The following is a 25,276-nucleotide window of genomic DNA, read 5'->3' as shown; positions in this document are numbered from 1 at the left end:
GCGCCGGGGCCTTCCCGTCCTCGTGCCGGGGCCGCCCGCCCCGGCGCGTCCGTCAGAACACGCTCACGCCGTACGCGCTCAGCGCCTCCGTCACGGGCTGGAAGAAGGTCGTCCCGCCCGAGGAGCAGTTGCCGCTGCCGCCCGAGGTGAGGCCGATGGCCCGGCTGCCCGAGTAGAGCGGGCCTCCGGAGTCGCCGGGCTCGGCGCAGACGTTGGTGCGGATCAGGCCGGAGACGATGTCACCGCCGCCGTAGTTCACGGTGGCGTTGAGGCCCGTCACGGTGCCGCTGTGGATGCCGGTGGTGGAGCCCCGGCGGGTGACCGACAGGCCGACCGTGGCGTTGCCGGCGCTCGTGATGTCCACGCTGCCGACGGTGCCGGGCTTGGCGATGGAGGCGTTGGTGTAGCGGACCAGGCCGTAGTCGTTGCCCGGGAAGCTGGACCCGGCGGTGGTCCCGAGGACGGTGGTCTTGGCGGAGTTGGCGTACCAGGTGCGGGCGCCGTCGGTGCAGTGTCCGGCGGTCAGGAAGAAGTAGTTGCCCGCGGAGTCCCGGACGTTGAAGCCGAGGGAGCAGCGCCAGCCGGCGTCGGCGTAGATCGGGTCGCCGCCGGAGATCAGCTTGCTGAAGCGGCCCGGGGTCCTTTCGACCTTGATGGCGGCGGCGTTGGTCCCGGCCCGCTCCTTGATCTTCGCGATCTCCGCCTGGCTGACGGTGGAGTCGGCGGTGACGACGAGCCGGCCGGTGGCGGTGTCGACGTGCCAGGCGGTGCCGGCCACGTCGGCGGCGCGGACGGCGTCGCCGGTCGCCGCGAGGGCGGCGGCGCTGTAAACGCCCGCGGACCCGGTGGCATCGGTGGTGCCGGCGTTCGCGGTGGGGACGGCGAGCGCCGCGGCGGCGGCGAGACCGGCGGTGACGGCGAGCAGCCGGATCGTTCTCGTGGGGGTGGTGCGCGTGGTCCTCACTTCTCGTTCCTCCCGAAAGGAATCGGGGGCCCGCCGTGGGGGGTCGGGCCCGTGAGGCGCGGCCCGGGGGCCTGCGCTGTGGGGGAGTCTCCGGCCGTACGACTTCACGCCGCAAGGGCGCCTTTCGGCCGTACAGCCGTCAACTACCGCACACCACCAGGGGGTTGATGATCAGCCCCGCGAGCCCGGTACGCGCTGCCGCTCCCCCGCCGATCAGGCCGGTGCGAGCCGCCGCTCCCCCGCCGCGACGGCGACGTCGAGCGTGTTGCCCGGCGGCGGGAACGGGCAGAGGAAGTGGTCCGCGAAGGCGCACGGCGGCAGCACCGCCCGGTTGAAGTCCACCGTCACCGTGCCGTCCGCCGCCGGGGCCGGGGGCTTCAGGAAGCGGAAGCGGTTGCTGTCGTGCCCGCTGGTGGCGTCCGCGAAGACCGCCCACAGCGAGCCGCCCTCCTCGACGGCCACCTGGAGCGTGCGCTCGTCGCCGTCCAGCTCGAAGACCAGCTCGCCGGCGAGGCCGAGGCCCCGCTCCCGGCCGTCGGCGTTCTCGACCCGCACGCTGCGCGTCTCCCCGTACGGGCGGAAGACGCCGGGCACCACCCAGCGCTCGTCGTACGGGGTGGCCTCGATGCCCCGGAAGGCGCGGCGCGTCTCCGCGTCGGGGTCGAAGTCCCGTACGGCCCACTCCCCTTCGCGCCGCAGCACCACGATCCGCCGCTCCCCCGCCGCGACCCGGGAGTCCTCGGCCGGACCTTGGTCGGCGGCGAGCCGGACGGTGCCGGTGAACGGCTTCCCGTCGACCGTGAGGCCGTCCTCTCCGGTCGCCGTCAGGACCACCTCGTCGCCGTCCGCCCGCCACTCCCCCGGAACGGCCGGAATTCGCCCCTCCGGGTGATCGGAGAGCCAGTGGTTGCCCGTGAGGGAGAGCAGGCCGTACGGAGCGGAGACCGAGGCCTCGCGCGTCTCGTGCCACTCCCGCCAGTCCTGCCGTGGATCCGTGCTCATGCTTCTCAGACCTTTCGTACGGGCTCGCGGAGCCCGAGGTGGGACCGCAGCGTCGTGCCGGTGTACTCGGTGCGGAAGACCCCGCGCTCCTGGAGGAGGGGGACGACCCGGTCGACGAAGTCGTCGAGGCCGCCGGGGGTGAGGTGGGGGACGAGGATGAAGCCGTCGGCGGCGTCCGTGGCGACGAACTCCTCCAGGGCCGCCGCGACCGTCTCCGGGGAGCCGACGAAGGAGTGGCGGCCGGTGGACTCGATGACGGTCTGCCGGATCGACAGGCCCTTGGCCTCGGAGAGCGCCCGCCACTTCCGGGCCGTGCCGATCGGGTCGGCGACCCGCACCCTGCCCTGCACGAGCGCCGAGTCCGGGTCGGGGTCGACGTCCGGCAGCGGCCCGTCGGGGTCGTAGCCGGACAGGTCGCGGCCCCAGACCTGCTCCAGGGCGAGGATCGCGTTCTGCGGGGAGACCTGCTGCGCGCGGATCCCGGCGGCCCTCTCGCGCGCGTCGGCGTCGGTGTCGCCGAGGACGTACGTCACGCCCGGCATGATCTTCAGGTCGCCGGGCTCCCTGCCGTACCGGGCGAGCCGGCCCTTGACGTCGGCGTAGAACGCCCGGCCCGCCTCCAGGGTGGAGTGCCGGGTGAAGATCACGTCGGCGCCGGAGGCGGCGAACTCGCGGCCCTCGGGCGAGTCCCCGGCCTGGATGACGACCGGATGCCCCTGCGGGGAGCGCGGGACGGTGAACTCTCCGTCGATCCGGAACTGCGGCCCGCTGTGGGCGAAGGGTCCCGGGGCGCCCTCCGGGGTCCAGGAGTCCCACAGCTCCCGGGCGGTGGCGAGGAACTCGGCGGCCCGGGTGTAGCGGTCGGCCCGGTCGAGGTAGCCGCCGCGCCGGAAGTTCTCGCCGGTGAAGGCGTCCGAGGAGGTGACGACGTTCCAGGCGGCCCGGCCCGCGCTGAGGTGGTCGAGCGAGGCGAGCCGCCGGGCCAGCTCGTAGGGCTCGTTGAAGGTGGCGTTGACCGTGGCGGCCAGGCCGAGCCGGTCGGTGACGGCGGCCAGCGCGTTCAGGACGGTGATCGACTCGGGCCGGCCGACGACGTCGAGGTCGTGGATGCGGCCCGCGTGCTCGCGCAGCCGCAGCCCCTCCGCCAGGAAGAAGAAGTCGAAGAGGCCGCGTTCGGCGGTCCTGGCGAGGTGCGCGAAGGAGGAGAAGTCGATCTGCGAGCCGGAGCGCGGATCGGCCCAGACGGTGGTGGAGTTGACGCCGGGGAAGTGCGCGGCGAGGTGGACCTGCTTGCGGGGCCGGGGAGTGCTCATGCGCCCGCTCCCGTGGCGACGCGCGGGCCGGTGGCGTACTGGCTCTCGGGGCGGGCCAGTCCCAGGTGGTCGCGGAGGGTGGTGCCCGCGTAGGCCGTACGGAAGAGGCCCCGGTCCCCGAGCAGCGGCACGGTCACGGCGGCGAACCGCTCCAGGTCCCGCTCCGGGACGGCCGGCACGAGGTGGAAGCCGTCGACGGCCCCGCCGCCGTGCCAGTCCGCGATCAGTCCGGCGAGCGCCCCCGGCCCGCCCTCGTACGCGTCGGTGTCGACGGTCAGCGAGAGGAGGACGCGCAGCTGCCCGGGGTCCCGGCCGTGGGCGCGGGCGCCCCGGTGCAGTTCGGCGCGGAGCGCGGCGGCCTCCTCGGCGGTGGCGGCGCCGATCAGGGCCACGTCGGCGTGGTGGGCGGCGGTCTCCCGGGCGGCGGGGCGGGTGGCGTCGACGACGGTCACCGGGTTGCCCTGCGGGGGCCGGGGGACGATCGAGGGGCCCTTGACGGAGAAGGTCGCGCCCTGGAAGTTCACGTAGTGCAGCTTGCGGCGGTCGACGAACCTCCCGGTGGCCACGTCCCGTATCTCGGCGTCGTCCTCCCAGCTGTCCCACAGCTTGCGGGAGACCTCGGCGACCTCCCCGGCCTCCTGCCAGAGCTCGGCGGTCGGCGGGGCCGGGCGGCGGCCGAAGAGCCGGGCCTCGGCGCCGGTCGGGGAGACCCCGATCCGCCAGCCCGCCCGGCCCCGGCTCACCCAGTCGAGGGTGGCGACGGCGGCCTGGACGTGGAAGGGCTCGGTGTGGGTGGTGGTCACGGTCGGCACGAGCCCGATCGAGCGGGTCTCCGGGGCGACCCGGGCGAGGACGGCGAGCGCGTCGAGGCCGGGCCGGGCGAAGGAGTCGTCGTGGGTGAGGAAGTCGAGCCCGGCGGCCTCGGCGAGGCGGGCGAGCGCGACCGTGCGCGCGGCGGTGTCCGGGCCCGGGTCGGCCCGGCCGGAGCCCGGGACGAGCTCGGCGGCGAGGTGGAGCGGTCGGGTACTGGTCATGCGGTCTCTCTCGGGAGGGTTCCGCGGGGCGGGGCCGGGTGGACCGGCCCCGCCGCGGTTCTTTCGGTGCGGGTCAGTTCTTGGTGCGGGGCAGGCCCGGCGGGTTGATCTCCGACTTGGGGACGGACTCGCCGTCGAGGCCCCAGCGCTTGAGGACCTGGGCGTAGGTGCCGTTCTGGATGACGTGGTCGAGCGCGGCGGCGTACGCGGCGACGAGGCCGCTGTCCTTCTTCGTGGTGGCCGCGATCTTGCCCTGGAGCCCGGCGCCCGCACCGGAGAACTTGCCGACGACCTCCGTCTGCCCCGAGGCGAGGACGTGGTAGGCGGCGACCGGGTTCGGGCCGAGGTAGGCGTCGATCCGGCCGGACTGGAGCGCCAGGTAGTAGTCGGAGGTGTTCTGGTAGTACTTGATGTCGACCGGCTTGCGCCCGGCCTTCTCGTTCTGCGCGGACCAGTCGACGAGGATCTTCTCCTGGTTGGTGCCGGAGCCGACCGCGATCGCCTTCCCGGCCACGTCCTCGGGTCCCTTGACCGTCCAGCCGGAGCCCTTCTTGGCCTCGAAGGCCAGGTCGTCCAGGCGGTAGGTGGCGAAGTCGTACTTGTCCTTGCGCTCCTCGGTGACGGTGACGTTGGAGAAGACGCCGTCGTACTTGCCGCTGTCCAGGCCGACGAAGAGGTTCTCCCACGAGACCGCGTTGAACTCGGGCTTCAGGCCGAGCGCGTCGGCGACCAGGGTGGCGATGTCGACCTCGACGCCGATCAGCGTCTTGTCGTCGGTGGCGCGGAAGGCGAGCGGCGGATTGCTGGACGCGGAGACGCCCAGGACGAGCGTGCCTCTCTCCCGTACGGCCGCCGGGAGCTTGGCGGCGATGGCGTCGACCTTGGCGGTGTGGATGCGGTTCTGCTCCGGGGTCAGGTTGATGCCGCCGCCCTTCTTCGCCTCGGGCTTGGTCTCGTTGAGAGCGGCGTCGCCCGAGCCGCAGGCGGTGAGGACGCCGAGGGCGGTGAGCGAGGCGAGGGCGGTGAGGAGGGTGCGGCGGGACTTCATGACGGTGCTCCTGTCGTGGGTGAAGGGGAAAGAGAGGGAAGGGGGAAGGTCAGAGGACCTTGGAGAGGAAGGCGCGGGTGCGCTCGTGGCGCGGGTTCTCCAGCACCTCGGCCGGCGGCCCCTGCTCGACGATCCGGCCCTCGTCCATGAAGACCACGGTGTCGGCGACCTCGCGGGCGAAGCCGATCTCGTGGGTGACGACGATCATGGTGGTGCCGGTGGCGGCCAGGTCCTTGATGACGTCGAGGACCTCGCCGACCAGCTCGGGGTCGAGCGCGGAGGTCGGCTCGTCGAAGAGGAGCAGGCCCGGTTCGAGGGCGAGCGCGCGGGCGATGGCGACCCGCTGCTGCTGTCCGCCGGAGAGCTGCTTGGGGTACGCCTCCGCCTTGTCGTCGAGCCCGACGCGTTCGAGGAGCTTCCGGGCCGCGGCCTCGGCCTCCTTGCGGGGTCGCTTGAGGGCCGAGACGGGGGCCTCGACGATGTTCTCCAGGACGGTCAGGTGCGGGAAGAGGTGGAAGTTCTGGAAGACGAAGCCGATCCGGGTGCGCTGCTTGAGGATCTCGCGCTCGCGCAGCTCGTAGAGCTTGTTCCCGGAGCGCCGGTAGCCGACGAGGACGCCGTCCACGCTGACCGTGCCGCCGTCGACCTTCTCCAGGTGGTTGATGGTCCGCAGCAGGGTGGACTTGCCGGATCCCGAGGGGCCGAGGACGACGGTGACCTCGCCGGCCCGCACGTCGAGGTCGATGCCGCGCAGGACGTGCAGGGCGCCGAAGTTCTTGTGGACGGACCGGATCTCGACCTTGGCGGTGGTCTCGGCGGGGGCCTTCTCGGTGGTGGCGGAGCTCATCGGGTGCTCCCCTTCGCGTAGTGGCGTTCGACGTAGTGCTGGACGACGGAGAGCGCGGTGGTGAGCAGGATGTACCAGGCGGTGGCGACCATCAGGAGCGGGACGACCCGCCCGTTGCGGCCGTAGACGACCTGGACCTGGTAGAAGAGTTCGCCGATCGCCATGACCGAGACGATCGAGGTGCCCTTGAAGAGCGAGATGACCTCGTTGGCGGCGTTGGGCAGGATGGAGCGCATCGCCTGCGGCAGGACGATCCGGCGCGCCTGCCGGAGCTTGGGGATGCCGAGGGAGGCCGCGGCCTGCAACTGGCCCTCGTCCACGGCGAGTACGCCCCCTCGGACGATCTCGGCCGCGTAGGCCGCCTGGTGCAGGGCGAGTCCGAGGACGGCGGCGCTCATCTCGCCGACCAGGCCCATCGTGTCGAAGGAGAAGAAGCTCGGCCCGAAGGGGATGCCGATGCTCAGCTCCTTGTAGAGATAGGCGAGGTTGAACCAGAAGAGGAGCTGGACGATGAGCGGGATGGAGCGGAAGGCCCAGATGTAGCCGAAGGCGACCGAGCGCAGGAAGGGGCTGGCCGACAGGCGCATGAAGGCGACCACGATGCCGATCGCGAAGCCGAGGGCGGTGCCGTAGAAGGTGAGCTGGAGGGTGACCCAGACGGCCTTGAGGATCGTCTCGGTGGTGAAGAACGCGGCGAAGACGTCCCATTCCCAGCCGGGGTTGGTGACGAGCCCGTGGGCGAACTGCACGAGCAGGACGGCGGTGGCGGCGACGGCCACCCAGCGCCAGGGGTGGCGGACGGGGACGACCACGAGGTCGGTGGCCGCCGGTGCGGCGGGGGCGGCCGGTTCCTCGGTGAGCGGGGCGGCCGGTGGGTCGCTGGTGAGAGCCATGGCGGTTCCTCGGGAGAAAGGCAGGGCGGGGTACGGGGGGGGGAGGGCGCCGGTCAGGCGCTCAGCGGGGCCGGGAGACGACACTCCAGGTCCCGCAGGAAGGCGAGCGCGGCCCGTGCGGTGACGTCGTTCTGCCCGAAGGCGACCCCGCCGGTGCGGGGCCGGGTGAAGGCTCCGCCGGCGCGGGCGGTGGTGTGCGGGCCGAGCGCGAAGCGGCGCGGGTGCGGGCGTCCGTCGCGCTCCAGGATCCGGCCGTCGACGGGGTCGACGACGAGGAGGCCGCTGGCGGTGGCGCGGGCCCCTTCCTCGTGGAGGGCGCGCAGCAGCGGGCTGCCGGTGAGCTCCAGGGTGGGGTCGGGCAGCCGGGCCTCGACCAGGGCGCGGGCCCCGGTCCACTCCCCCGGTACGGCGTCGGAGGAGGCCCGGAAGAGGCCGCTTTCCTCGTCGGTCTCGACGGTGACGCGGGGTCCGAGGAAGCGGACGACGCCGGCGCGGGAGAGCGCGAGGAGCTGGCGGAGGCGGGGTCCGGGCGGTCCGGAGGCGAGGTAGCTGAAGAAGCCGTGCCACCAGCCGCCGGGGTCCAGGCGCGAGCCGAGCCGCACGAGCTGTCCGTAGGCGGAGAGCAGTCCGGCGAAGACGGCGGCGTCGGCGCTGTGGGCGGGGTCGTGGCGGCGGTCGAGGTCGGCGGCGATGTAGGCGCGCAGGCCCTCCTGGAGCGCTTCGGCGGAGGCGAAGCGGGCTCCCTCCAGGGGGTGGTCGAGGGCGTCGAGGTCGAGCCGGTCGGCCGGGTCGGGGACGGCGGCGGCGACCAGCGCGGCGAGTTCGGCGCCGCGCGGCTCGGCCGCCTCGTAGGCCTTCTCGAAGTCGCTCCAGGGCAGCGCGGTCCGCTCGGGGTGGGTGGAGAAGAGCCGGTGGTAGTGGGCCCAGCCGAGTTCCTTGTCGACGAGCGGCCACACGTCGCGCCGGAAGTCGATCGGGCCGCCGCGGGCGAGCAGGGCATCGGTCTGCTCGGGGCCGAAGAAGCGGGGCAGCGGGGGCCGTTCGCCGTCGAGGGCGTAGCCGATCTTCGAGTGGTACGGGACGCCCCGGCGCGATCCGACGTACAGGACGGGCTCCCGGCCGGAGGGCACGTAGACGAGGTCGTCGCCCTCGCCCTCGTACCGGCCGCCGCGGCCCTCGGTGAGCAGCACCATCAGGTCGACGAAGGCGAGGCCGAAGCCGCGGACGAGGACGGGCTCGCCGGCGGGGAGCGCGCTCAGGTCGCTGTCGGCGGTGAAGTCGGGCGGCAGGTGGACGAGGCCGTGGCGGGCGGCGAAGTCGGCGAGCGCCCGCTGTTCCGGGTCGGGTCGGGCGTCGAGGTGGCCGACGGTGAGGACGACCAGGTCGGCGGGGAGGGGCACGGGGGCGCCCTCCAGCCAGACCCGCTGGCGTCCCTCGCGGGGGCCGCCGACCCGCAGCGCGCCGGCGCGGTGCTCGTGGACGGTGACGGAGGGGGGCAGCGCGGCGCGGGCCCGCTCGTACACCCAGCGCAGGTAGGCGCCCTGGAGGGGGCGGGTGGGGAAGGTGCGGCCGTCGATGCCGGCCCATTCGGCGAGGGTGGGTCCCGGCCGGACGGGTCCTTCGAGGTCCACGGTCTCGTCGGTGAACATCGTGACGTCCTCGGCCTGGGAGTTCATCCAGAGCAGCGGGGACTGTTCGGTGCGCCATATCCGGCCGGGGCCGGGCGGGTGCGGGTCGACGAGGTGGACGTCGAGGGGCCGGTCGCCGTACAGCTCGGGCAGGCTGGCGGCGAGCCGTTCGAGGAAGCCGGTCCCCCGCGGCCCGGCGCCCACGACGACGAGGGAGGGGCGGGTGCTCATCGGTCACCGGCCGTTCCGCGGGCGTAGTGCCGCTCGACGTAGTACTGGCCGATGCCGAGCACGGAGGTGACGGCGACGTACCAGAGGGTGGCGACGAGGAGCAGCGGGATGATCTCGTACGTGCGGTGGTAGACGAGCTGGGTGGAGTAGAGCAGGTCCTGGACGGCGATCACGGAGACGATCGAGGTGCCCTTGAGGGTGCCGATCAGCATGTTCCCGGCGGGCGGGACGATGGCGCGCATGGCCTGCGGGAGGACGATCCGGGAGAGCCTGCGCCACCGGCCGAGGCCGAGGGACTCGGCGGCCTCGATCTGGCCCCGGTCGACGGAGAGGATGCCGCCGCGGACGACCTCGGCGGCGTAGGCGGCCTCGTGCAGGGTGAGGCCGATGACGGCGACGGCGAGGGGGCCGAGGAGGTTGACGGTGTTCACGCCGAGGATCTGCGGATAGAGCATCCCGATGTTGAACCAGAAGAGCAGCTGGACCAGGATCGGGGTGGACCTGAAGAACCAGATGTAGCCCCAGCTGACGGCGCGCAGGACGGGGTTGGCGGAGAGCCTGAAGACGGCGAGCAGGGTGCCGAGGGCGAAGCCGAGGACCATGACGAGGGCGGTCAGCCACAGGGTGAGGCCGAGGCCGCGCAGGATGGACGCGGAGGTGAAGTACTGGGCGACGACGTCCCATTGGAAGGCCTCGTTGCGGACGACCGAGACGAGGCCGAGCGCGAGCAGCACGAGCACGACGCCGGCGGCGGTCCACTGCCCGGCGCGGCGGGCGGGGACGATCCGGAGGGCTGGTTCGGCCGGAGGCGGGGCCGCGGCCTCCTTGGCGAGGGTGGCGAGGGGTGTCGACATGCGAAGGCTCCGTGGCTGCCAGGGGGCGGATCGAACACGGGAGTGCACGCGGGAACCGATGACGGTGTTCTCGGGAAACGCGAAAGGTGTTCACGGGAACACGCCGTGACGTTCGCGGGGAACGCGGATGGGCGTTCCGCTCGGAAACGTGCGGGCGTTCACACGGGGTGCGCCTTCGTACGCACGGCGGGCGGCGAGCGCGGGACCGGGCCCCTCAGCCCGGTGTCCGCCCTGTGAGGCTACGGCCGTCGAGCGGAGCCTTGTCAAGTCCGTCCGGAATATGAGCCGTTCGTCTCACCATGGTTGACGGGGAAACGGATGCCTGTTCCACTGGGCCCATGCATTCGCAGCAGCTGGTCACGCGCTCCCACATCGACTTCGGTCGCGTGTGGTCCTCTTCCTGTTGAGCCGACCCTCTGCGTCTTCCTCCGCTCCTCACCCGCCCGCGGTGTCCTTCCGGACCCCGCCGGCGTCGCCTTCACCCGCGCGGCACTGAGCTCCCCTCCCCTCGCTCCTGACCCTTCCCCGTTCTCTTCGCCCGAAAGAGACGTATGCCTCTCACGCCCAGTCGTGAGTCCGCGCTGTCCGTGCGCCGGACCACGACCGACGACCCGTTGGCGCGCCCGCTCCTCGACGAGCTGGCGTACGAGTACACGACCCGGTACGGCTCCGCGCACGATCTGAGCCGCTATCCGGCGGAGGAGTTCGCCCCTCCCCACGGCGCCTTCCTGCTGCTCCTGGAGCAGGGGCTGCCCGTGGCGGGCGGCGCCTACCGCCGCTACGACGAGCACACCGCCGAGCTGAAGCGGATCTGGACCCACTCGGCGCACCGCAGGCGCGGGCTCGCCCGCCGCGTCCTGACCGTGCTCGAACGGGAGGCCGCCGCCCGCGGCTACTCCCGGATCTACCTGACGACCGGGCCGCGCCAGCCGGAGGCCAGGGGCCTCTACCTGGCGAGCGGCTACCGGCCGCTCTTCGACGTGTCCGCCGATCCCGAGACGATCGGCCCGCTGCCGTTCGAGAAATTCCTGGAGAACCCGAAGCCATGACCACGCGCACGAGTTCCGGACCCGCCCGCACCACCCTGGCCTTCGCCCTGATCACCGTCGCCGCGCTCGGTCTCACCGCCTGCGCGGGCGGCGATCCCGCGACCGCGCCGGCCGGGGCCTCGGGCGCCCCGGGCGCGGGGAAGGGCGCGCTGCCCACCGAGGACGTGGTGGCGGGGGTGAGGAAGAACGAGGCCGCGGCGAAGCTGCTCCCCGCCGACGTGCGGCAGCGGGGCGGCTTCACGGTCGCCTCCTCCGTGGCCACCCCGCCCAGCTCGGCCTATCTGCCGGACGGCAGGACCGTGGTGGGGGTGGACGCCGACTTCTCCGCGGCGGTGGCGAAGGCGCTCGGCCTGGAGCTGAAGCGCGAGGCCGTGGGCTTCGAGGCGATCCTGCCGGCTCTCGGCAGCGGCAAGTACGACGTGGGCACCGGGAACTTCGGCGTGACCGAGGAGCGGCGCAAGACGATCGACTTCGTCACGTACGTCAACGACGGGCAGGGCTTCGCGGCCCGGGCCGACAGCCCGCTGAAGGAGATCACCGACCTCACGCAGCTGTGCGGCCTGAAGGTGGCGGTGGACGCCGGCACCACCTTCGAGCGGACCCTGGAGAAGAACAAGGGGCGGTGCGCGGAGGCGGGTGAGAAGCCGTACGAGATCAACGTCTACAGCGAGGTCGGGGCCGTCTGGATGGCGATCCAGCAGGGGCGCAGCGACGTCGTGATGAGCACGATCAACGGCCTGCGGTACGCGGTGACGCAGCAGAAGAACATGAAGTTCCTCAACGAGTACCGGCGGCTCGACGTCGGCTTCGCCTTCAAGAAGGGCACCCCGCTCGCGCCCGCCTTCCAGGCCGCGGTGAACGGTCTGAAGGCCGACGGGACGTACGACCGGATCCTGAGGAAGTGGGGGGTGACGGGCTCGGGCATCGAGCGCTCGGAGATCTCCCCGCCGGAGATCCCCGCACCGAAGAAGTAGCGGTGCGCACCCCGGCCGGGAACGCTCCCGGCCGGGGTCTTCCGACGGCCCGTCAGCAGTCGCAGCCGCAGTTGCAGTCGCAGCAGCCGCCGTCCCCCTCGCCGCAGGAGCAGCAGTTCCCGCAGCAGTCACAGCAGTCGCAGCAGCTCCCGGGGTCGCACTGGCCGCAGAGACCCTCGCGCCGCTCCCGGCTCCAGGGATCCTCGTAGGTCCCGCAGCACATCTGGCAGGTGCAGGCGAGGCCGACCCAGAGGGCGCATCCGGCGATCAGCCCGCGCCGTCCGGGCGGCCCGGGCGGGAACGGCCCGCCGGGTCCCCCGGGACCGCCGGGTCCGGGGGCGTGGGGCCCGCCCGGTCCGCCGGGTCCGGGCGCGAACGGGTTGCCGGGGCCCGGTCCCTGAGGGGCGTACGGGTTCCCCGGCGCCGGCCCGTGTCCGGCGCCGTGCGCCCCGTGCGAGCAGGTCGTCGTGGCGAAGGCGCGGTCCACCGAGGTGCGCAGCTCGTGCGCGAGCAGGACGTGGACCAGCTTGCCGTCGGCGAACCGGGCGTCCTTCAGGGCGAGCCGGATGCCGTGCAGGGCGTCGTCGGCGAGCCGGCGGGCCTCCTCGCGGGAGGTGCCGGTCGCGGTGAGCGGGTTCCAGGCGCCGCTCGCCGCGTCGGCCTCCTGGTCCTCGACGGCGTCGAGGAGGTGGGCGAGCCGGCCGAAGAGGCGGCCGGCCTCGGCGAGCGGCTCGGCGTTCTCCGGGCGGCCCGCGAGGACGGCGGTGTGCGCGAAGGCGGCGGCGGTGGCGGTCTCGGTCGGCTCGGTGACGAGGAGCAGGGGCGTGCCGGGTCCGGCGAGGGCCTCGATGCCGGTCTGGCGGTCGACGGCGTCGACGAGGACGGCGGTGTCGAAGCCGAGGGAGCGGCCGGTCCTGGCCCCGGCCCGGTCCCAGGAGAGGGCGACCCGGCGGGCGGCGGCGGCGACGGGCCGGCGGGCCAACAGGCCGTCCCGGTCGGCGACGTGGTCCCGCACCTTCGCCGAGGCGAGGACGAGCGAGACGGCGGCGGCGAGCCTGGCCCCCTCGCCGCGGGCCACCGGCGCGGTCCTCATGCCGCGCAGCGGGCAGGGCCCGGCGGTGCGGCGGCCGCTCGCCACGGTGCCGGTCTGAGCCTCCGTCAGGACCGAGACGATGAGCCCGTCGTAGTTGGTGACGATCCGGGCGAACTGGCCGTGGTCGGCGCGGAGCGCCAGGCAGAGGCCGCAGAGGTGGGCCGTCCACGCGGTCTTGAGGCCGTCGGTGAGCCGGTGCGTGCAGGGTCTGACGATTCCGAACAAGGACTCCCCCGTGAGTCGTGGACCCGGGCCGCCCGGAAGCCGCCCGGAAACCGTGCGCAAGGTCGTACGGAGGGCCGTACGAAGGACCGTCGAGCGGTCTCGCGGCATCGTAGCGAGCGGGTCCGTTCACCCGTACGCGCCCATCGTCACTCTTCCGGCACGACTTTCATATTTTCATCTGCATGGCCCTTCCCCAGGGCCCGCATACCGCAAGTTTCCTGACGAATCGCCAGGAAACGGTCCTCACGTTCTGCACCAGTACCGTCACGAATCCCCTGCACGGCGCTTATCCGCTTGGCGCGCGATCCGCATCATGGACGACGATGGGGACATGCGGAACCACAAGTGACCGCGTTGAAAGGAGGCGTCGATGGGATCGGTGCGCAAGGCAAGTGCCTGGCTGGGACTCGTCGAGGACAACGACGAGCGTTACTACGACGACGAGTACGCCGACGGTGCCGAGAGCGGCGACGCCTGGGTGACGGACCCCCGGGTCCGGGTGGCCACGGACACCGCCGAGGAGCGGGGCCGCCGGATCGCCACCGTCTCCCCCGACGGCTTCCGGGACGCCCGGGGCATCGGGGAGCTCTTCCGGGCCGGCGTCCCGGTCATCGTGAACCTGACGGCGATGGAGCCGGACGACGCCAAGCGCGTCGTCGACTTCGCCGCGGGCCTCGCCTTCGGCCTGCGCGGTTCGATCGAGCGCGTGGCCACGCGGGTCTTCCTGCTGACCCCCGCCGACACCCAGATCGTCAGCGACTCCGGCCGGCGCCCGCAGGACGGTTTCTTCAACCAGAGCTGAGCGGGTCCGCCGGCCCGGCCGGGCACCTCCCGACGGATCGGGTCAGTGCGCCGGACGTCCTCCCGAGCCGGCGGGCTCGATCGCTTCCCGGGTCGCGGGCACCCGCGCCCCGGACGCCCCGGACGATCCCGCCTTCCCGGTGTCCTCCGCGCCCCGGACCGGACCGTCCGGGACCTTCCGCGCGCCCTCGGCCTCCGCCGCCTCCGGGTCGTCCGGACCCTCGGGGTCGACCGGACACTCCATGACCCGCGGCAGCCGCAGGGCCATCAGCGCACCGGCGAGCAGCAGCGCGGCGCTCACGAAGAGCGTGACGTGCAGACCGTTCACGAAGGACTGCCGGGCGGCCTGGTGCAGGGCGCCGCCGGCCGCGCCGCCGAGCTGGTCGGCCACCTTGTAGGCCTCGCCGAGCGAGTTCGAGGCGGCCCGGCCCGCCTCCTCCGGCACCCCCGGGACCCCGCGCAGACCGGGGGCGTACGCCGCGTTCATCACGCTGCCGAGCAGCGCGATGCCCATCCCCGCGCCGAGCTGGTACGAGGTCTCGCCGATCGCCGCCGCGCCGCCCGCGCTCCGCGGCGGCGCCTCGCTGAGCATCGACTCGTACGCCGAGAAGAGCGTGGTCTGGAGGCCGAAGCCGAGCAGCACGAAGCCCGTCGTGAGCAGCAGCGGCCGGTCGTGCTCCCCCATGAGGACGAGCAGCAGCACGGCCCCGGCCGTGAGCACGAAGCCCCAGCCGACCATCCGGCGCGGCCCGATCCGGCGCAGGGTGTACGAGCCGGTGGCACCGGCCGCCATGGCGGCGAAGGTCAGCGGCAGGAGCCGGAGACCGGTCTCCAGGGGGCTGAGGCCCAGGACCAGCTGGAGGTACTGGACGGCGATGAGCTCCAGGCCGACCAGGGCCAGCATGGCCAGGACGATGCAGCCGACCGAGGTGGTGAAGGCGGGGCGGGCGAAGAGGCCCGTGTCGATCAGCGGGTGCGGGCGCCGCTTCTGCCGCCGCGCGAAGAGGACGAGGAGCACCGCGCCGAGCAGCAGCGGCCCGGCGGTGGGCAGGGCGAGCAGCGGGTCGCCGGCCCCGGCGCGCTTGACGCCGAGGACGCAGCCGAGCACTCCGGCCGCGGCCATGAGGGCGCCGAGGACGTCCCAGGGGCCGTCGGCGGCGCCCCGGGACTCGGGCAGCAGACGGCGGCCGAGCGGCAGGATCAGCGCCATCAGCGGGATGTTGATCAGGAAGACGGAGCCCCACCAGTAGTGCTCGACGAGGAAGCCGCCGAGGACCGGTCCGGTGGCGGCGCCGATCGCGGCGACCGCTGTCCAGATCCCGATGGCGGTGGCGCGCTCCCGCCGGTCGGGGAAGACCGCCCGGAGGATGGAGAGCGTGGCGGGCATGATCATCGCGCCGCCGACGCCGAGCAGCGCGCGGGCCGCGATGAGGACGGAGGGCTCGGTGGCGAGGGCGGCGACCGCGGAGGCGACGCCGAACAGCGCGTAACCGAGCAGCAGGACCCTGCGCCGTCCGACCCGGTCCCCGAGGGTGCCGAAGAGGATCAGGAGCGAGGCGCAGACCAGGGGGTAGGCGTCGACGATCCAGAGCAGCTCGGTGGAGCCGGGGCGCAGGTCCTCGGTGAGCGAGGGGACGGCGACGTGGAGGATGGTCGCGTCCAGGGCGACCAGGAGGAGGCTGACGCAGAGGACGACGAGGACGACCCAGCGGTTGGCACCACCGCCCGCGGCGGCACGAGGTCGTGCTGGGGCCGTGTTCGTCCGCGACATGTACGTACCTCCCGGTGGAACTCTCGCGCTCGGTGGGCCCCCGACCAGGGGCTGCCTCCCCGGAGCGGCCCGGCATCGACGGGCGAGCGAGCCGCCAGCGTACGCGAGTTCAAGCGTCGAGCGCGTGGTGCACCTCTCACCCCGTCGGGAGCCCGGGTGTGGCGTACGCCACTCGGGGGCGGGCCGCGGATCGCACGGAATTCCACGAGGGCACCCGTTCGGAACAATTCCCGGGCATTCAAACATTCTTCCGGAATGCCTCTTCGCGAATGGGTCCGCAGGTCATCCGATTTCCGGACGGACGCCGGTAATGAGCCGTCTCCCGAGACCCGTTCCACATCACATCGTCATCACGAAGGGAGCGGTTTGACGGGGTCGGCTTCTCACTCCCTGTAACGTCGATTGGGTGCGTACCGACATCTTTGCCCGGCTGGACCGGGAGCCGGAACCGCCGAAGATAGAGGTCCCGGGGATGACCCGCACGCGTCTCGCCCTCTTCGGCGGGACGTCGGCGTTCTATCTCGCCATCGTCGTGGCCGTCCTGCTGTCGACCTGGCTGGTGACCCTCGACTGGAAGATCATGCTGTTCCGGCCCTACCAGCAGTGGCCGGAGCTGCACGCCTTCCTCGACTACTACGTCGTCCTCGGTCAGCGCGGCCCCACGGCCGTCATGGTGGCCGCCTGGCTGGGCTGGCGCTCCTGGCGCCAGCACACCCTGCGCCCCCTGCTGTGTCTCGGCGCCGCTCTTCTGCTGCTCAACGTCTCGGTCGGCTCGGTCAAGCTCGGGCTCGGCCGGCTCGGACCTCACTACGCGACGCAGGTCGGCTCGGCCGAGCTCTTCGCCGGCGGCGACATATTCCCCTCCGGTCACACCGCCAACGCGGTCGTGACCTGGGGAATCCTGGCCTATCTGGCGACCACCCCGCGGGCCCGGCGCTACCTCTCGGCGCTCTCCGCCGTGGTCGCGCTCGGCGTCGGCCTCACCACCGTCTACCTGGGCACGCACTGGCTGAGCGACGTGCTGCTCGGCTGGGCGGCCGGCCTCCTCGTCCTGCTCGCGCTGCCCTGGTGCGAGCCGGTCCTGGCCGTGGCGGAGTCGTGGATCCTCGCCGCGCGCGACCGGGTGCGGGAGCGGCTGCGGGACCGCCGACGGCTCGTGCCCTCGCTGCCGGTGGCGTCCGGCGGGCCCCGGCCGGGGTTCTTCCCGGCGCGCCCGCCCGGCCCCGAGGAGCCGGTCCGGGAGCCCGTGGGGGTGGCCGGCGGCCGGCGCACCCCGGCGACCGGGGGCTGAGCCCCCGCCCCTCCGTCCGTACGAGAAGAAGGGCCCCGGCCGGTCGGCCGGGGCCCTTCCGCGTGTGCCGGGCCGGGCGTCAGCCCAGCCAGCAGCGGGTGACGGTGCCGTCCTGGACCTCGAAGTTGATGCGCCCGGAGAGGTACTCCATGGTGATGATCGAGCCGGGCGGCAGGGTGCGAACGACGCTCCAGCCCCGGGTCCTGGCGAGCTGTTCGGCGCCTTCCGCACCGAGGCCCACATAGGACTCGGGAGCGTCGCGGGGCGGTTCGGGAGTGCGCGATGTGGGTGCCATGAGCCTCACGTTAGTCCCTTGCCGGTCACGCTTGTGTCACAAGTTCTCGACATGAGTTTGCTGTGCTCCGCGTCACCCGGAAGGGCGGTTACCCGCCACTTCTCCGCGACTTCTCCGGCGATTTCCGGGGAACGTCCGGCCCTTCTCGTACGGGAAGGGGAAGGCCCGGCGGAAGGCGGACCATTCCCTCTCGCCGGGCGGAGTTCCCGAATTGTTCCGGCGGCGCCCGCGCGGGGCGCTCACGGTTTCCTTACAGAATGCTTACGACGTCCGGACACCCGGGCGCGCGCGTCAGGAGTCCGTCCGGTCGAGGGCGCGGGACAGCCGGTCCCTGAGGTCCCGGACCCGGTCGGTGAGCTCCGGCGGCTCGACCACCTCGAAGTCGAAGCCCAGCAGCGCCACGTGGATCAGCAGGACGTCGAGGCCGTGCGCCCCCGTCCGCAGCAGGCAGGACGCGTCCCCCTCGGCCTCCAGGACGCCGTCCATCGGGCCGACGGCCGGGGCGGCCACGGCGAGCGGCACGAGCAGCCGGACGGTCCCCTCCGTCGCGTAGGCGGCGCCGGACACGCCCTTGGCCACGTAGGCGGCCAGGTCCTCGGCGGGCGGTTCGCGGGGCGCGAAGCGGGGGCCGTGCGGCGGGGTGGGCTCGATCCGGTCGACCCGGAAGGTGCGCCAGTCGGCCCGGTCCAGGTCCCAGGCGACCAGGTACCAGCGCCGCTCGGTGCAGACCAGGCGGTGCGGCTCCACGCTCCTGCGGGTGGCCGAGCCGCCGTGGTCCCGGTAGGCGAAGCGGAGCCGCTCGGCGTCCCGGCAGGCGTGGGCGATGTCGGTGAGGACCGCCGGGTCGACCCGCTCGCCCGGCGGGCGCAGCAGGGGCACCGTGAAGGCGTTCAGCGCCCCGACCCGCCGCCGCAGCCGGCCCGGCAGGACCTGCTCCAGCTTGGCCAGGGCGCGTACGGAGCTCTCGCCGATCCCCTCGACGCCCTGCCCGGCGGCGGCGCGCAGGCCGACCGCGACCGCCACGGCCTCCTCGTCGTCGAGGAGCAGCGGCGGCAGCTCGGCCCCGGCCCCGAGCTGGTAGCCGCCGCCGGTGCCGGGGCTGGCGTGCACGGGATAGCCGAGCTCCCGCAGCCGGTCGACGTCCCGCCGCACGGTGCGCGGGGTGACACCGAGCCGGTCGGCGAGATCGGCACCGGACCACTCGCGGTGGGCCTGGAGCAGTGAGAGCAGACGCAGCAGCCGTGCGGAGGTCTCCAACATGCGCCGAGTCTGACACCCGTCGCGGACAGCCACGGTCCGCAATCCGAACCACCCGCCTGCGACCGGGCCGCCGGGGAGGGCCTTCTTGGCGGTTTGGACCTTCCCGGCGGGCCGGAAACGGTCCTCAACACGCGCCGGGCTCTTCCGGCCGGACCGGAGACGGCCCCCGATACGCGCCCCCTCTTCCGGCCGGGCCGGAGACGGGCCTCAACGCGCGCCGGGCCCTTCCGGCCCGGCCGGGCTCCCGCAGGTCAGCGGAAGCGGCGGACCAGGCGGCCCGCTCTTGCCTTCTCGGTGTAGACGGCGTCGACGGCGCGGCCCACGAGTCGGTGGAGGGCCGTGCGGGCCGGGGAGTGGGTGCGGCGGCCCGCGCCCCGGTCGAGGAGGTCCGTCCAGAGCTGCTCGTGCCGGGCGGCGATCCGGGCGGGGTCGAAGCGCTCGGAGGCGGTGAGGGCCGCCCGGGCCGTCTTCGCCCGCAGCTCGTCGTCCTCGATCAGCTCCCGCAGCGCCCCCGCGAACGCCGTCACGTCGTCGACCGGCACGAGCCGCCCGTCGACCCCGTCCTCGATGATCTCGCGCGGCCCGTTCGGGCAGTCGGTGGAGACCACCGGGAGGCCGCAGCGCATCGCCTCCACGATCGTCATCCCGAAGGACTCCCGCTGGGAGGTCACGGCGGCGATCGAGCCCTTCACCCACTCCGGCTCCAGCGGGGTGACCGACCCCATGAGGAAGGCCTGCCCCCCGAGCCCCCGCTCCTCGATCCGCCGGGCGAGCGGCGCCCTGAGGTCCTGGACGGCGTCCCCGGAGCCGTAGATCCGCAGCTTCCAGTCGGGGTGGTCCCCGGCCACCCGCGCGAAGGCGTCGATCAGCACGTCGTACCGCTTGACCCGGGTCAGCCGGCCCGCCGCGACGACCGTCTTCGCCGCCGGGTCGGCCGGCGGCACCGAGGGCGCGGGCACGCTGTTGGGCACGGCCTCGATCCGTACGCCGGACAGCCCGAGGCGCCGGTAGTCGCGGGCGTCGGCCTCGGTGACCGTGGTGACCGCGTCGAGGAGCGCGTACTCGTGGCGGATGTCCCGGCGCAGCCGGCGGCTGTGGCCCTCCAGGGTCAGGTGCTCCTGGCCGATCAGGACCGGTCCGCGCCGGGCCTGCCGGGCGAGGTGGACGTTGAGCCCGGGGCGGGTGGCGACGAGGACGTCGGTCTCCACTCCGCGCAGGTGCTCCCCGATCCGGGCGTCGGTGAGCGCGCTGTACTGCTTCCAGCGGCCGTCGCCGCGCGGGAAGACCCGGGCGGGGCGGTGGAAGTCGGGGTGCTCCCCGTCGTAGCCGGGGCTCTCCTTCCGCAGGTCGACCAGATGACGCAGGGTCACCCCGCCGGGCAGGCCGAGCAGCGGACGGTCGCGGTGGCGGAACACCGACACGATCTCGACCTCGTGACGCTCCGCCAGTTCCTCGGCGAGCGTGAAGGTCGTGCGGATCGTGCCGCCGTAGTGGTAGCCGTTGTGGAGCAGAAAGGAGATACGCATCGCGCTGCCGGTTCCCCCCGGTCAGTTGATCGGTCGCCCGACTGTACTTGCCGGGGAGGCGGCGGCGCTCACGGGCGGCCGGGCGGCGGACCCCGGAGGTTCCCGGCGCCCGGCCGAACGGGCCCGTCAGAGCGGGGAGATGCGCAACATGGTGCCGACGGCGACCCGGTTCGGATCGGCCCCGATCAGGCTCCGGTTCGCCGTGTACAGCGCCTGCCAGCCGCCCTTGACACCGAAGCGGCGGGCGATCGAGCTGAGGGTGTCGCCGGGCTGCACGGTGTGGACGCGGCCGCTCAGTCCGTACCGCTTGGAGCAGACGGGCCAGGCGCCCCAGCCCTGGGTGCGCAGCACCTCCTCGGCGACCTTGATCTGCTGCGCGCGGGTCGCCAGGTCGGCGCGCGGGGCGTACGCGAGGCCGCCGTGCTCGACCCAGGTGGGCTGCCAGAACTGGAGCCCGCCGTAGAAGCCGTTGCCGGTGTTGACGTGCCAGCGCCCGCTGCTCTCGCACTCGGCGACGCAGCCCCACGGCCACTGGTCCTGGGCGCAGGCGTACGCGGGCACGGAGGCGGCGGCCGTACGGGGCGCGGCGGCGGTCTGCGCCCGCGTCTGCGTCTGGGCCTGGGCAGGGGTCGGCGCCAGGGTGAGGAGCGCGGCCGCCGCGAGGGAACCGGCCGTCCAAAATCTGATCTTCGACATCGACGCAGGCTAGGCAGCCTCCCGGCACCCCCGGCCCGTGCCGCGCGGGACTCCGCCGACACCCCACCCGGTCGGCGGCACCCTCCCGCCGCGGGCCCCGGCCGCAACTTGCCCCGCATCCGCGCGTGACCCCGGCCGAGCCTGGCCCGTTGAACTCGGCATGAGACGACCGGGAACGGCCCGGCGTCCGCCCGTACCGAGTCCAGGGAGCCCCCCGTGCCGCGCATGCTCGACGTCAGCGAGGACGTACGCGCCGAGATCGGCGACGAAGAAGCCGACCGGCTGCTCGACGGCGACAACGCCCCGGGCAGCTACGACTGCACCTCCTGCCGCACGCCGGGGGACTCCGAGCAGGAGCGCACCAGCACGGTGCTGTTCGTCGGCGAGGAGACGGCGGTCCTCGCGTTCGCCCACGCCAGCTGCATCCCGTCGCAGGTCGTCCGGGTCGCGGAGGAGCAGCTCCAGGGCGCCGTCGCCTCCATCACGGCCTCGGACGCCGCCGACGCGCTCTCCGCCTCCCACCCCGAGCAGGCCGTCCTCGGGGTCACCAGCGGGCTCGTCCTGATCCAGGGCGAGCTGCACCCGGCCCTGGTGGTGGAGCCGACCGCCCCGGTGGCCCGCCCGGGCTCGGACGGCCTCGTCGACGAGTTCCTGCCGCTCCTGGCCGAGCAGGGCTTCCAGCAGGTCGTGGACCTCGACACGCGGCCGGTGACGCTGCCGGGCTGGTCGGTCCTGGTCGCCATGGGCCAGCTGCACTCGGTGCTCCAGCCGGGTCCCGGCGGCGCCGGGCAGGCCGCCTGGTGGCAGGCGCACCAGCCGCTCCAGGTCACCGAGGGCTGGCGCGCGGCGGCCAACAAGTCGCACACGGTCCTGGTCTTCGCCGCCCCGGTGGGCTCGATCGGCCAGCAGCCGCGCGAGGACCTGCTGCGCGACGCCCTGGAGAAGGCCGCCGCGAACGGGCGCCTGGTGGCCGCCGCGATGCCGCTGGCCGGCACGTGAGGGAGGGCCCGCGGCCGGGCTCGGGGTGGGTGCGGGTCGCCGGAGTGCCGGCGGAGCGGGGGACGCCGGGACCGGGGTCCCGCACCGTGCCGCGCCCCCGGCGGGCGTCCCATTCGGAGAGCCGCCCGCATCCGACGGGCGGCGGGGTCGTTGGCACCTACGTGCACCCATACGACCCTTTCCTCCAGCCGCATCCGAGTCAGATCCCCTCCATGCGCCCCGCGTCGGACGTCGCGGCGGGCCCTTCGCCCACGCCGATCTACGACGCCCTGTACTCGGAGTACCGCAGGTCGTTCCGCACCTTGCCGGGCGATCGCAGCGGCGAGGAGGGACTGGCCTTCCGGGCCTTCGGCACGACGCTGGGCGCGGGCGGGTCGGGACAGGGGCGGCGGCACGCGGCGCCCCCCGCGCCGTGGTCGGCGCAGGCGCCGTCCCCGCCTCCTCCGCAGACCCCCCGGCCGGCGCTGCCGCCGGGGCCCCGCAGGGGGCTGTAGGACCGAACGGCCGAGGGGCCGGTACCCGCTGCGGGTACCGGCCCCTCGGCCGTGTCGCGGCGCCGTCGGCGCGCGGTGCTACTTCTTGCGGCCGCGCTTCTCGCGCACCCGCACCGAGATGTGGATCGGGGTGCCCTCGAAGCCGAACTCCTCGCGGAGGCGGCGCTCGATGAAGCGGCGGTAGCCGGCCTCCAGGAAGCCCGAGGCGAAGAGGACGAACCGGGGCGGCTTGGTGCCCGCCTGCGTGCCGAAGAGGATGCGGGGCTGCTTGCCGCCGCGGATCGGGTGCGGGTGGGCGGCGACGATCTCGCCGAGGAAGGCGTTCAGCCGGCCGGTGGGGACGCGGGTCTCCCAGCCGGCGAGGGCGGTCTCGATGGCCGGGACCAGCTTCTCCATGTGGCGGCCGGTCTTGGCGGAGACGTTGACCCGGGGCGCCCAGGAGACCTGCTGCATCTCGGTCTCGATCTCGCGCTCCAGGTAGTAGCGGCGCTCCTCGTCCAGCTCGTCCCACTTGTTGTAGGCGATGACGATGGCGCGGCCCGACTCGACCGCCATCGTGATGATGCGCTGGTCCTGGACCGAGATGTTGTCGGTGGTGTCGATGAGGATGACGGCCACCTCCGCCTTCTCGACGGCGGCCGCGGTCCGCAGGGAGGCGTAGTAGTCCGCGCCCTCCTGGAGGTGGACCTTCTTGCGGATGCCGGCGGTGTCGACGAACTTCCACGTCACGCCGCCGAGCTCGATCAGCTCGTCGACCGGGTCGCGGGTGGTGCCGGCCAGCTCGTTGACGACGACCCGGTCCTCGCCCGCCACCTTGTTGAGCAGGGAGGACTTGCCGACGTTCGGGCGGCCGATGAGGGCGATGCGGCGCGGGCCGCCGACGGCGTTGCCGAAGCGCTGCGCGGGGGCCTCGGGCAGCTTCTTCAGGACCTCGTCCAGGAGGTCGCCGGTGCCGCGGCCGTGCAGCGAGGAGACGGGGAACGGCTCGCCGAGGCCCAGGGACCACAGCATGGCCGCGTCGGCCTCGCCGGACTGGCCGTCGACCTTGTTGGCGGCGAGGACGACCGGCTTCCCCGCGCGGCGGAGCAGCTTGACGACGGCCTCGTCGGTGTCGGTGGCGCCGACGGTGGCGTCCACGACGAAGAGGCAGGCGTCGGCGGCCTCGATGGCGAATTCGGCCTGGGCGGCGACGGAGGCGTCGATGCCGAGGACGTCCTGCTCCCAGCCGCCGGTGTCGACGACCTTGAAGCGGCGGCCGGCCCATTCGGCCTCGTAGGTGACGCGGTCGCGGGTGACGCCCGGCTTGTCCTCGACGACGGCCTCGCGGCGGCCGATGATGCGGTTGACCAGGGTCGACTTGCCGACGTTCGGGCGGCCGACGACGGCGAGGACGGGGAGCGGGCCGTGCCCGGCCTCCTCGATCGCGCCCTCGATCTCCTCCGCGTCGAAGCCCTCTTCCGCGGCGAGCTCCATGAACTCCGCGTACTCGGCGTCGCCAAGTGCCCCGTGGTCGTGCTGGTCGTTCATGAAGTCCGTTCCTCGATCATTCGTGGTCGGTGGTTCCCGGTCGACGGGTTCCACTACTGAGAAGTCTCGCTCAGCGCCCGGTGAGGCGCCTGGCGTTTTCCAGGTGGGCGGTGAGCTTGCCCTGGATCCGTACGGTGGCCTCGTCCAGCGCCTTGCGGGTGCGCCGGCCGCTTCCGTCGCCCGCCTCGAAGGCGTCGCCGAAGACGACGTCGACGCGGCCGCGCAGCGGGGGCAGGGCCTTGACCAGCCGTCCCCGGCGGTCGGTGCTGCCCAGGACGGCGACCGGAACGATCGGCGCGCCGGCGCGGACCGCGAAGTACGCGAGGCCCGCGCGCAGCGAGGCGAAGTCGCCCTCGCCCCGGGTGCCCTCGGGGAAGATCCCGAGGACGCCGCCCTGCTCCAGGACGCCCAGGGCGCCCGCTATGGCGGTGCGGTCGGTGCTGTCCCGGTCCACCTTGAGCTGCCCGATGCCCTCCAGGAAGCCGCCGAGCGGGCCGACGAACGCCTCCTTCTTGATGAGGAAGTGCACGGGGCGCGGGGCGGTGCCCATGAGCATGGGGCCGTCGATGTTGTGCGCGTGGTTGACGGCGAGGATGACGGGGCCGGAGGCCGGCACCCGCCAGGCGCCGAGGACGCGCGGCTTCCACAGCCCGTACATCAGTCCGATGCCGATGCCCCGGCCGACGGCGGCGCCCTTCGCGGAGGGCACGGTCACCGGGCGACCGCCCGCTTCTCGTCCACCAGGGTGACGACGCACTCGATCACCTGGTCGAGCGTGAGGTCGGTGGTGTCGACCTCGACGGCGTCGTCGGCCTTGGCGAGCGGGGAGGTCTTGCGGCTGGAGTCGGCCGCGTCCCGCTTGACCAGGGCTTCCCGGGTGGCCCGCACGTCGGCGCCCTTGAGCTCGCCGGAGCGGCGGGCGGCGCGGGCCTCGGGCGAGGCGGTGAGGAAGATCTTGAGGTCGGCGTCGGGCAGGACGGTGGTGCCGATGTCCCGGCCCTCGACGACGATGCCGTGGGCGGCGCCCCGGGCGATGGTCCGCTGGAGCTCGGTGATGAGCGCGCGGACCTCGGGGACGGCGCTGACGGCGCTGACCTTGGAGGTGACCTCTTCGGTGCGGATGGGGCCGGAGGCGTCGGCGCCGTCCACGGTGATGGTGGGCCGGGACGGGTCGGTGCCGGAGACGATCACCGGCTTGTCGGCGACGGCGGCGATCGCCCCGGCGTCGGAGACGTCCACGCCGTTGCTGATCATCCACCAGGTGATCGCCCGGTACTGGGCGCCGGTGTCGAGGTAGCTCAGCCCCAGCTTGGCGGCGACCGCCTTCGAGGTGCTCGACTTGCCCGTGCCGGACGGCCCGTCGATGGCGACGATCACGGATTCCACGGTGGGAACACCTTCCTGGGGTGGGGTGGCAGGACCCGGCGGGGTCGCGACGGGCTCCCCCAAGGTTACCGAGTC

The 25,276-nt window shown here is 73.5% G+C and carries 24 protein-coding genes; 6 read left to right on the top strand and 18 right to left on the bottom strand.

All coding sequences use genetic code 11. The features are described from left to right. Positions 1 to 52: 52 nt before the first annotated feature. From ACIQVI_RS25740 to ACIQVI_RS25700, 9 genes are all read right to left on the bottom strand, one after another. On the bottom strand, positions 53 to 964 hold the full coding sequence (locus ACIQVI_RS25740) for a S1 family peptidase (RefSeq protein ID WP_403599910.1): 912 nt from the start codon (positions 962 to 964) through the stop codon (positions 53 to 55). Between the two features lie 213 nt (positions 965 to 1,177). Next, positions 1,178 to 1,966 (bottom strand): DUF1684 domain-containing protein, encoded by a 789-nt coding sequence (locus tag ACIQVI_RS25735; protein ID WP_403599907.1) that lies wholly within the window; start codon positions 1,964 to 1,966, stop codon positions 1,178 to 1,180. 5 nt (positions 1,967 to 1,971) lie between these two features. Continuing rightward, on the bottom strand, positions 1,972 to 3,279 hold the full coding sequence (locus ACIQVI_RS25730; RefSeq protein ID WP_403599904.1) for an NtaA/DmoA family FMN-dependent monooxygenase: 1,308 nt from the start codon (positions 3,277 to 3,279) through the stop codon (positions 1,972 to 1,974). Continuing rightward, positions 3,276 to 4,313, bottom strand: coding sequence for an LLM class flavin-dependent oxidoreductase (locus ACIQVI_RS25725; RefSeq protein WP_403599901.1), 1,038 nt, complete (start codon positions 4,311 to 4,313; stop codon positions 3,276 to 3,278). Before ACIQVI_RS25725 ends, ACIQVI_RS25730 begins: the two co-directional genes overlap by 4 nt. 73 nt (positions 4,314 to 4,386) lie before the next feature. Beyond that, positions 4,387 to 5,361, bottom strand: coding sequence for an ABC transporter substrate-binding protein (locus ACIQVI_RS25720; RefSeq protein WP_351973792.1), 975 nt, complete (start codon positions 5,359 to 5,361; stop codon positions 4,387 to 4,389). 49 nt (positions 5,362 to 5,410) lie between these two features. After that, complete coding sequence (locus ACIQVI_RS25715) at positions 5,411 to 6,208, bottom strand: amino acid ABC transporter ATP-binding protein (RefSeq protein ID WP_351973791.1); 798 nt, start codon at positions 6,206 to 6,208, stop codon at positions 5,411 to 5,413. Then, positions 6,205 to 7,101, bottom strand: coding sequence for an amino acid ABC transporter permease (locus ACIQVI_RS25710; RefSeq protein ID WP_351973790.1), 897 nt, complete (start codon positions 7,099 to 7,101; stop codon positions 6,205 to 6,207). The genes ACIQVI_RS25715 and ACIQVI_RS25710 overlap by 4 nt, the downstream gene beginning before the upstream one ends. A 53-nt stretch (positions 7,102 to 7,154) precedes the next feature. Then, positions 7,155 to 8,960, bottom strand: coding sequence for an FAD/NAD(P)-binding protein (locus tag ACIQVI_RS25705; protein ID WP_403599896.1), 1,806 nt, complete (start codon positions 8,958 to 8,960; stop codon positions 7,155 to 7,157). Then, positions 8,957 to 9,814: an amino acid ABC transporter permease gene (locus ACIQVI_RS25700; RefSeq protein WP_351973788.1), complete on the bottom strand. Its 858-nt coding sequence runs from the start codon at positions 9,812 to 9,814 to the stop codon at positions 8,957 to 8,959. The genes ACIQVI_RS25705 and ACIQVI_RS25700 overlap by 4 nt, the downstream gene beginning before the upstream one ends. 551 nt (positions 9,815 to 10,365) lie before the next feature. Between ACIQVI_RS25700 and ACIQVI_RS25695 the strand changes: the two genes are divergently transcribed. Continuing rightward, complete coding sequence (locus tag ACIQVI_RS25695; protein ID WP_121833068.1) at positions 10,366 to 10,863, top strand: GNAT family N-acetyltransferase; 498 nt, start codon at positions 10,366 to 10,368, stop codon at positions 10,861 to 10,863. After that, positions 10,860 to 11,837, top strand: a complete 978-nt coding sequence (locus ACIQVI_RS25690) for an ABC transporter substrate-binding protein (protein ID WP_403599893.1) — start codon at positions 10,860 to 10,862, stop codon at positions 11,835 to 11,837. The genes ACIQVI_RS25695 and ACIQVI_RS25690 overlap by 4 nt, the downstream gene beginning before the upstream one ends. A 52-nt stretch (positions 11,838 to 11,889) precedes the next feature. On the opposite strand, the gene ACIQVI_RS25685 is transcribed toward ACIQVI_RS25690, so the two are convergent. After that, positions 11,890 to 13,155, bottom strand: a complete 1,266-nt coding sequence (locus tag ACIQVI_RS25685) for a DUF5685 family protein (protein WP_403599890.1) — start codon at positions 13,153 to 13,155, stop codon at positions 11,890 to 11,892. A gap of 370 nt (positions 13,156 to 13,525) precedes the next feature. Here ACIQVI_RS25685 and ACIQVI_RS25680 point away from each other — a divergent pair, with 370 nt between their 5' ends. Next, complete coding sequence (locus ACIQVI_RS25680; RefSeq protein ID WP_351973845.1) at positions 13,526 to 13,957, top strand: cell division protein SepF; 432 nt, start codon at positions 13,526 to 13,528, stop codon at positions 13,955 to 13,957. A 42-nt stretch (positions 13,958 to 13,999) separates the two neighbouring features. Here ACIQVI_RS25680 and ACIQVI_RS25675 read toward each other — a convergent pair whose 3' ends face one another. Further along, positions 14,000 to 15,727, bottom strand: a complete 1,728-nt coding sequence (locus ACIQVI_RS25675; protein ID WP_403599887.1) for an MFS transporter — start codon at positions 15,725 to 15,727, stop codon at positions 14,000 to 14,002. A 472-nt stretch (positions 15,728 to 16,199) separates the two neighbouring features. Between ACIQVI_RS25675 and ACIQVI_RS25670 the strand changes: the two genes are divergently transcribed. Then, positions 16,200 to 17,018, top strand: a complete 819-nt coding sequence (locus ACIQVI_RS25670) for a phosphatase PAP2 family protein (protein ID WP_403599884.1) — start codon at positions 16,200 to 16,202, stop codon at positions 17,016 to 17,018. Positions 17,019 to 17,097: 79 nt separating this feature from the next. Here ACIQVI_RS25670 and ACIQVI_RS25665 read toward each other — a convergent pair whose 3' ends face one another. The 4 genes from ACIQVI_RS25665 to ACIQVI_RS25650 all read right to left on the bottom strand — a co-directional run bounded on the left by ACIQVI_RS25665 (position 17,098) and on the right by ACIQVI_RS25650 (position 20,795). Beyond that, positions 17,098 to 17,313: an I78 family peptidase inhibitor gene (locus tag ACIQVI_RS25665; RefSeq protein ID WP_121831881.1), complete on the bottom strand. Its 216-nt coding sequence runs from the start codon at positions 17,311 to 17,313 to the stop codon at positions 17,098 to 17,100. A gap of 291 nt (positions 17,314 to 17,604) precedes the next feature. Further along, positions 17,605 to 18,573 (bottom strand): helix-turn-helix transcriptional regulator, encoded by a 969-nt coding sequence (locus ACIQVI_RS25660; RefSeq protein ID WP_403599881.1) that lies wholly within the window; start codon positions 18,571 to 18,573, stop codon positions 17,605 to 17,607. A 251-nt stretch (positions 18,574 to 18,824) separates the two neighbouring features. Further along, positions 18,825 to 20,099, bottom strand: coding sequence for a glycosyltransferase family 4 protein (locus ACIQVI_RS25655; protein WP_351973468.1), 1,275 nt, complete (start codon positions 20,097 to 20,099; stop codon positions 18,825 to 18,827). A 126-nt stretch (positions 20,100 to 20,225) separates the two neighbouring features. Continuing rightward, entirely contained in the window at positions 20,226 to 20,795 is a 570-nt protein-coding gene (locus tag ACIQVI_RS25650) for a transglycosylase family protein (RefSeq protein WP_351973467.1), read from the bottom strand. 216 nt (positions 20,796 to 21,011) lie between these two features. On the opposite strand from ACIQVI_RS25650, the gene ACIQVI_RS25645 reads away from it, so the two are divergent. Continuing rightward, complete coding sequence (locus ACIQVI_RS25645) at positions 21,012 to 21,794, top strand: hypothetical protein (protein WP_121831875.1); 783 nt, start codon at positions 21,012 to 21,014, stop codon at positions 21,792 to 21,794. Positions 21,795 to 22,006: 212 nt separating this feature from the next. Next, a complete protein-coding gene (locus ACIQVI_RS25640) occupies positions 22,007 to 22,288 on the top strand; it encodes a hypothetical protein (RefSeq protein WP_202528885.1) in 282 nt (93 codons plus the stop codon). 78 nt (positions 22,289 to 22,366) lie between these two features. On the opposite strand, the gene der is transcribed toward ACIQVI_RS25640, so the two are convergent. The 3 genes from der to cmk form a co-directional block, all read right to left on the bottom strand. Continuing rightward, on the bottom strand, positions 22,367 to 23,815 hold the full coding sequence (gene der, locus ACIQVI_RS25635; RefSeq protein WP_121831873.1) for a ribosome biogenesis GTPase Der: 1,449 nt from the start codon (positions 23,813 to 23,815) through the stop codon (positions 22,367 to 22,369). Positions 23,816 to 23,885: 70 nt separating this feature from the next. Continuing rightward, complete coding sequence (locus ACIQVI_RS25630) at positions 23,886 to 24,530, bottom strand: lysophospholipid acyltransferase family protein (RefSeq protein WP_403599877.1); 645 nt, start codon at positions 24,528 to 24,530, stop codon at positions 23,886 to 23,888. Continuing rightward, positions 24,527 to 25,192 (bottom strand): (d)CMP kinase, encoded by a 666-nt coding sequence (gene cmk / locus ACIQVI_RS25625; RefSeq protein ID WP_403600553.1) that lies wholly within the window; start codon positions 25,190 to 25,192, stop codon positions 24,527 to 24,529. Before cmk ends, ACIQVI_RS25630 begins: the two co-directional genes overlap by 4 nt. Positions 25,193 to 25,276 lie beyond the last annotated feature (84 nt).

This window comes from Streptomyces sp. NPDC098101, from assembly GCF_044760185.1.
Lineage (GTDB): Bacteria > Actinomycetota > Actinomycetes > Streptomycetales > Streptomycetaceae > Streptomyces.
The sequence above is the reverse complement of the archived record's forward strand: the minus strand, read 5'-3'. Positions and strand labels throughout refer to the sequence as shown.

What these genes read in the sequence shown, in the direction of transcription:
- ACIQVI_RS25735 (WP_403599907.1), bottom strand. Translation starts at nt 1,966, where the DNA reads ATGAGCACGGATCCACGGCAGGACTGGCGGGAGTGGCACGAGACGCGC.
- ACIQVI_RS25730 (WP_403599904.1), bottom strand. Translation starts at nt 3,279, where the DNA reads ATGAGCACTCCCCGGCCCCGCAAGCAGGTCCACCTCGCCGCGCACTTC.
- ACIQVI_RS25725 (WP_403599901.1), bottom strand. Translation starts at nt 4,313, where the DNA reads ATGACCAGTACCCGACCGCTCCACCTCGCCGCCGAGCTCGTCCCGGGC.
- ACIQVI_RS25720 (WP_351973792.1), bottom strand. Translation starts at nt 5,361, where the DNA reads ATGAAGTCCCGCCGCACCCTCCTCACCGCCCTCGCCTCGCTCACCGCC.
- ACIQVI_RS25715 (WP_351973791.1), bottom strand. Translation starts at nt 6,208, where the DNA reads ATGAGCTCCGCCACCACCGAGAAGGCCCCCGCCGAGACCACCGCCAAG.
- ACIQVI_RS25710 (WP_351973790.1), bottom strand. Translation starts at nt 7,101, where the DNA reads ATGGCTCTCACCAGCGACCCACCGGCCGCCCCGCTCACCGAGGAACCG.
- ACIQVI_RS25705 (WP_403599896.1), bottom strand. Translation starts at nt 8,960, where the DNA reads ATGAGCACCCGCCCCTCCCTCGTCGTCGTGGGCGCCGGGCCGCGGGGG.
- ACIQVI_RS25700 (WP_351973788.1), bottom strand. Translation starts at nt 9,814, where the DNA reads ATGTCGACACCCCTCGCCACCCTCGCCAAGGAGGCCGCGGCCCCGCCT.
- ACIQVI_RS25695 (WP_121833068.1), top strand. Translation starts at nt 10,366, where the DNA reads ATGCCTCTCACGCCCAGTCGTGAGTCCGCGCTGTCCGTGCGCCGGACC.
- ACIQVI_RS25690 (WP_403599893.1), top strand. Translation starts at nt 10,860, where the DNA reads ATGACCACGCGCACGAGTTCCGGACCCGCCCGCACCACCCTGGCCTTC.
- ACIQVI_RS25680 (WP_351973845.1), top strand. Translation starts at nt 13,526, where the DNA reads ATGGGATCGGTGCGCAAGGCAAGTGCCTGGCTGGGACTCGTCGAGGAC.
- ACIQVI_RS25675 (WP_403599887.1), bottom strand. Translation starts at nt 15,727, where the DNA reads ATGTCGCGGACGAACACGGCCCCAGCACGACCTCGTGCCGCCGCGGGC.
- ACIQVI_RS25670 (WP_403599884.1), top strand. Translation starts at nt 16,200, where the DNA reads ATGACCCGCACGCGTCTCGCCCTCTTCGGCGGGACGTCGGCGTTCTAT.
- ACIQVI_RS25665 (WP_121831881.1), bottom strand. Translation starts at nt 17,313, where the DNA reads ATGGCACCCACATCGCGCACTCCCGAACCGCCCCGCGACGCTCCCGAG.
- ACIQVI_RS25660 (WP_403599881.1), bottom strand. Translation starts at nt 18,573, where the DNA reads ATGTTGGAGACCTCCGCACGGCTGCTGCGTCTGCTCTCACTGCTCCAG.
- ACIQVI_RS25655 (WP_351973468.1), bottom strand. Translation starts at nt 20,099, where the DNA reads ATGCGTATCTCCTTTCTGCTCCACAACGGCTACCACTACGGCGGCACG.
- ACIQVI_RS25650 (WP_351973467.1), bottom strand. Translation starts at nt 20,795, where the DNA reads ATGTCGAAGATCAGATTTTGGACGGCCGGTTCCCTCGCGGCGGCCGCG.
- ACIQVI_RS25640 (WP_202528885.1), top strand. Translation starts at nt 22,007, where the DNA reads ATGCGCCCCGCGTCGGACGTCGCGGCGGGCCCTTCGCCCACGCCGATC.
- der (WP_121831873.1), bottom strand. Translation starts at nt 23,815, where the DNA reads ATGAACGACCAGCACGACCACGGGGCACTTGGCGACGCCGAGTACGCG.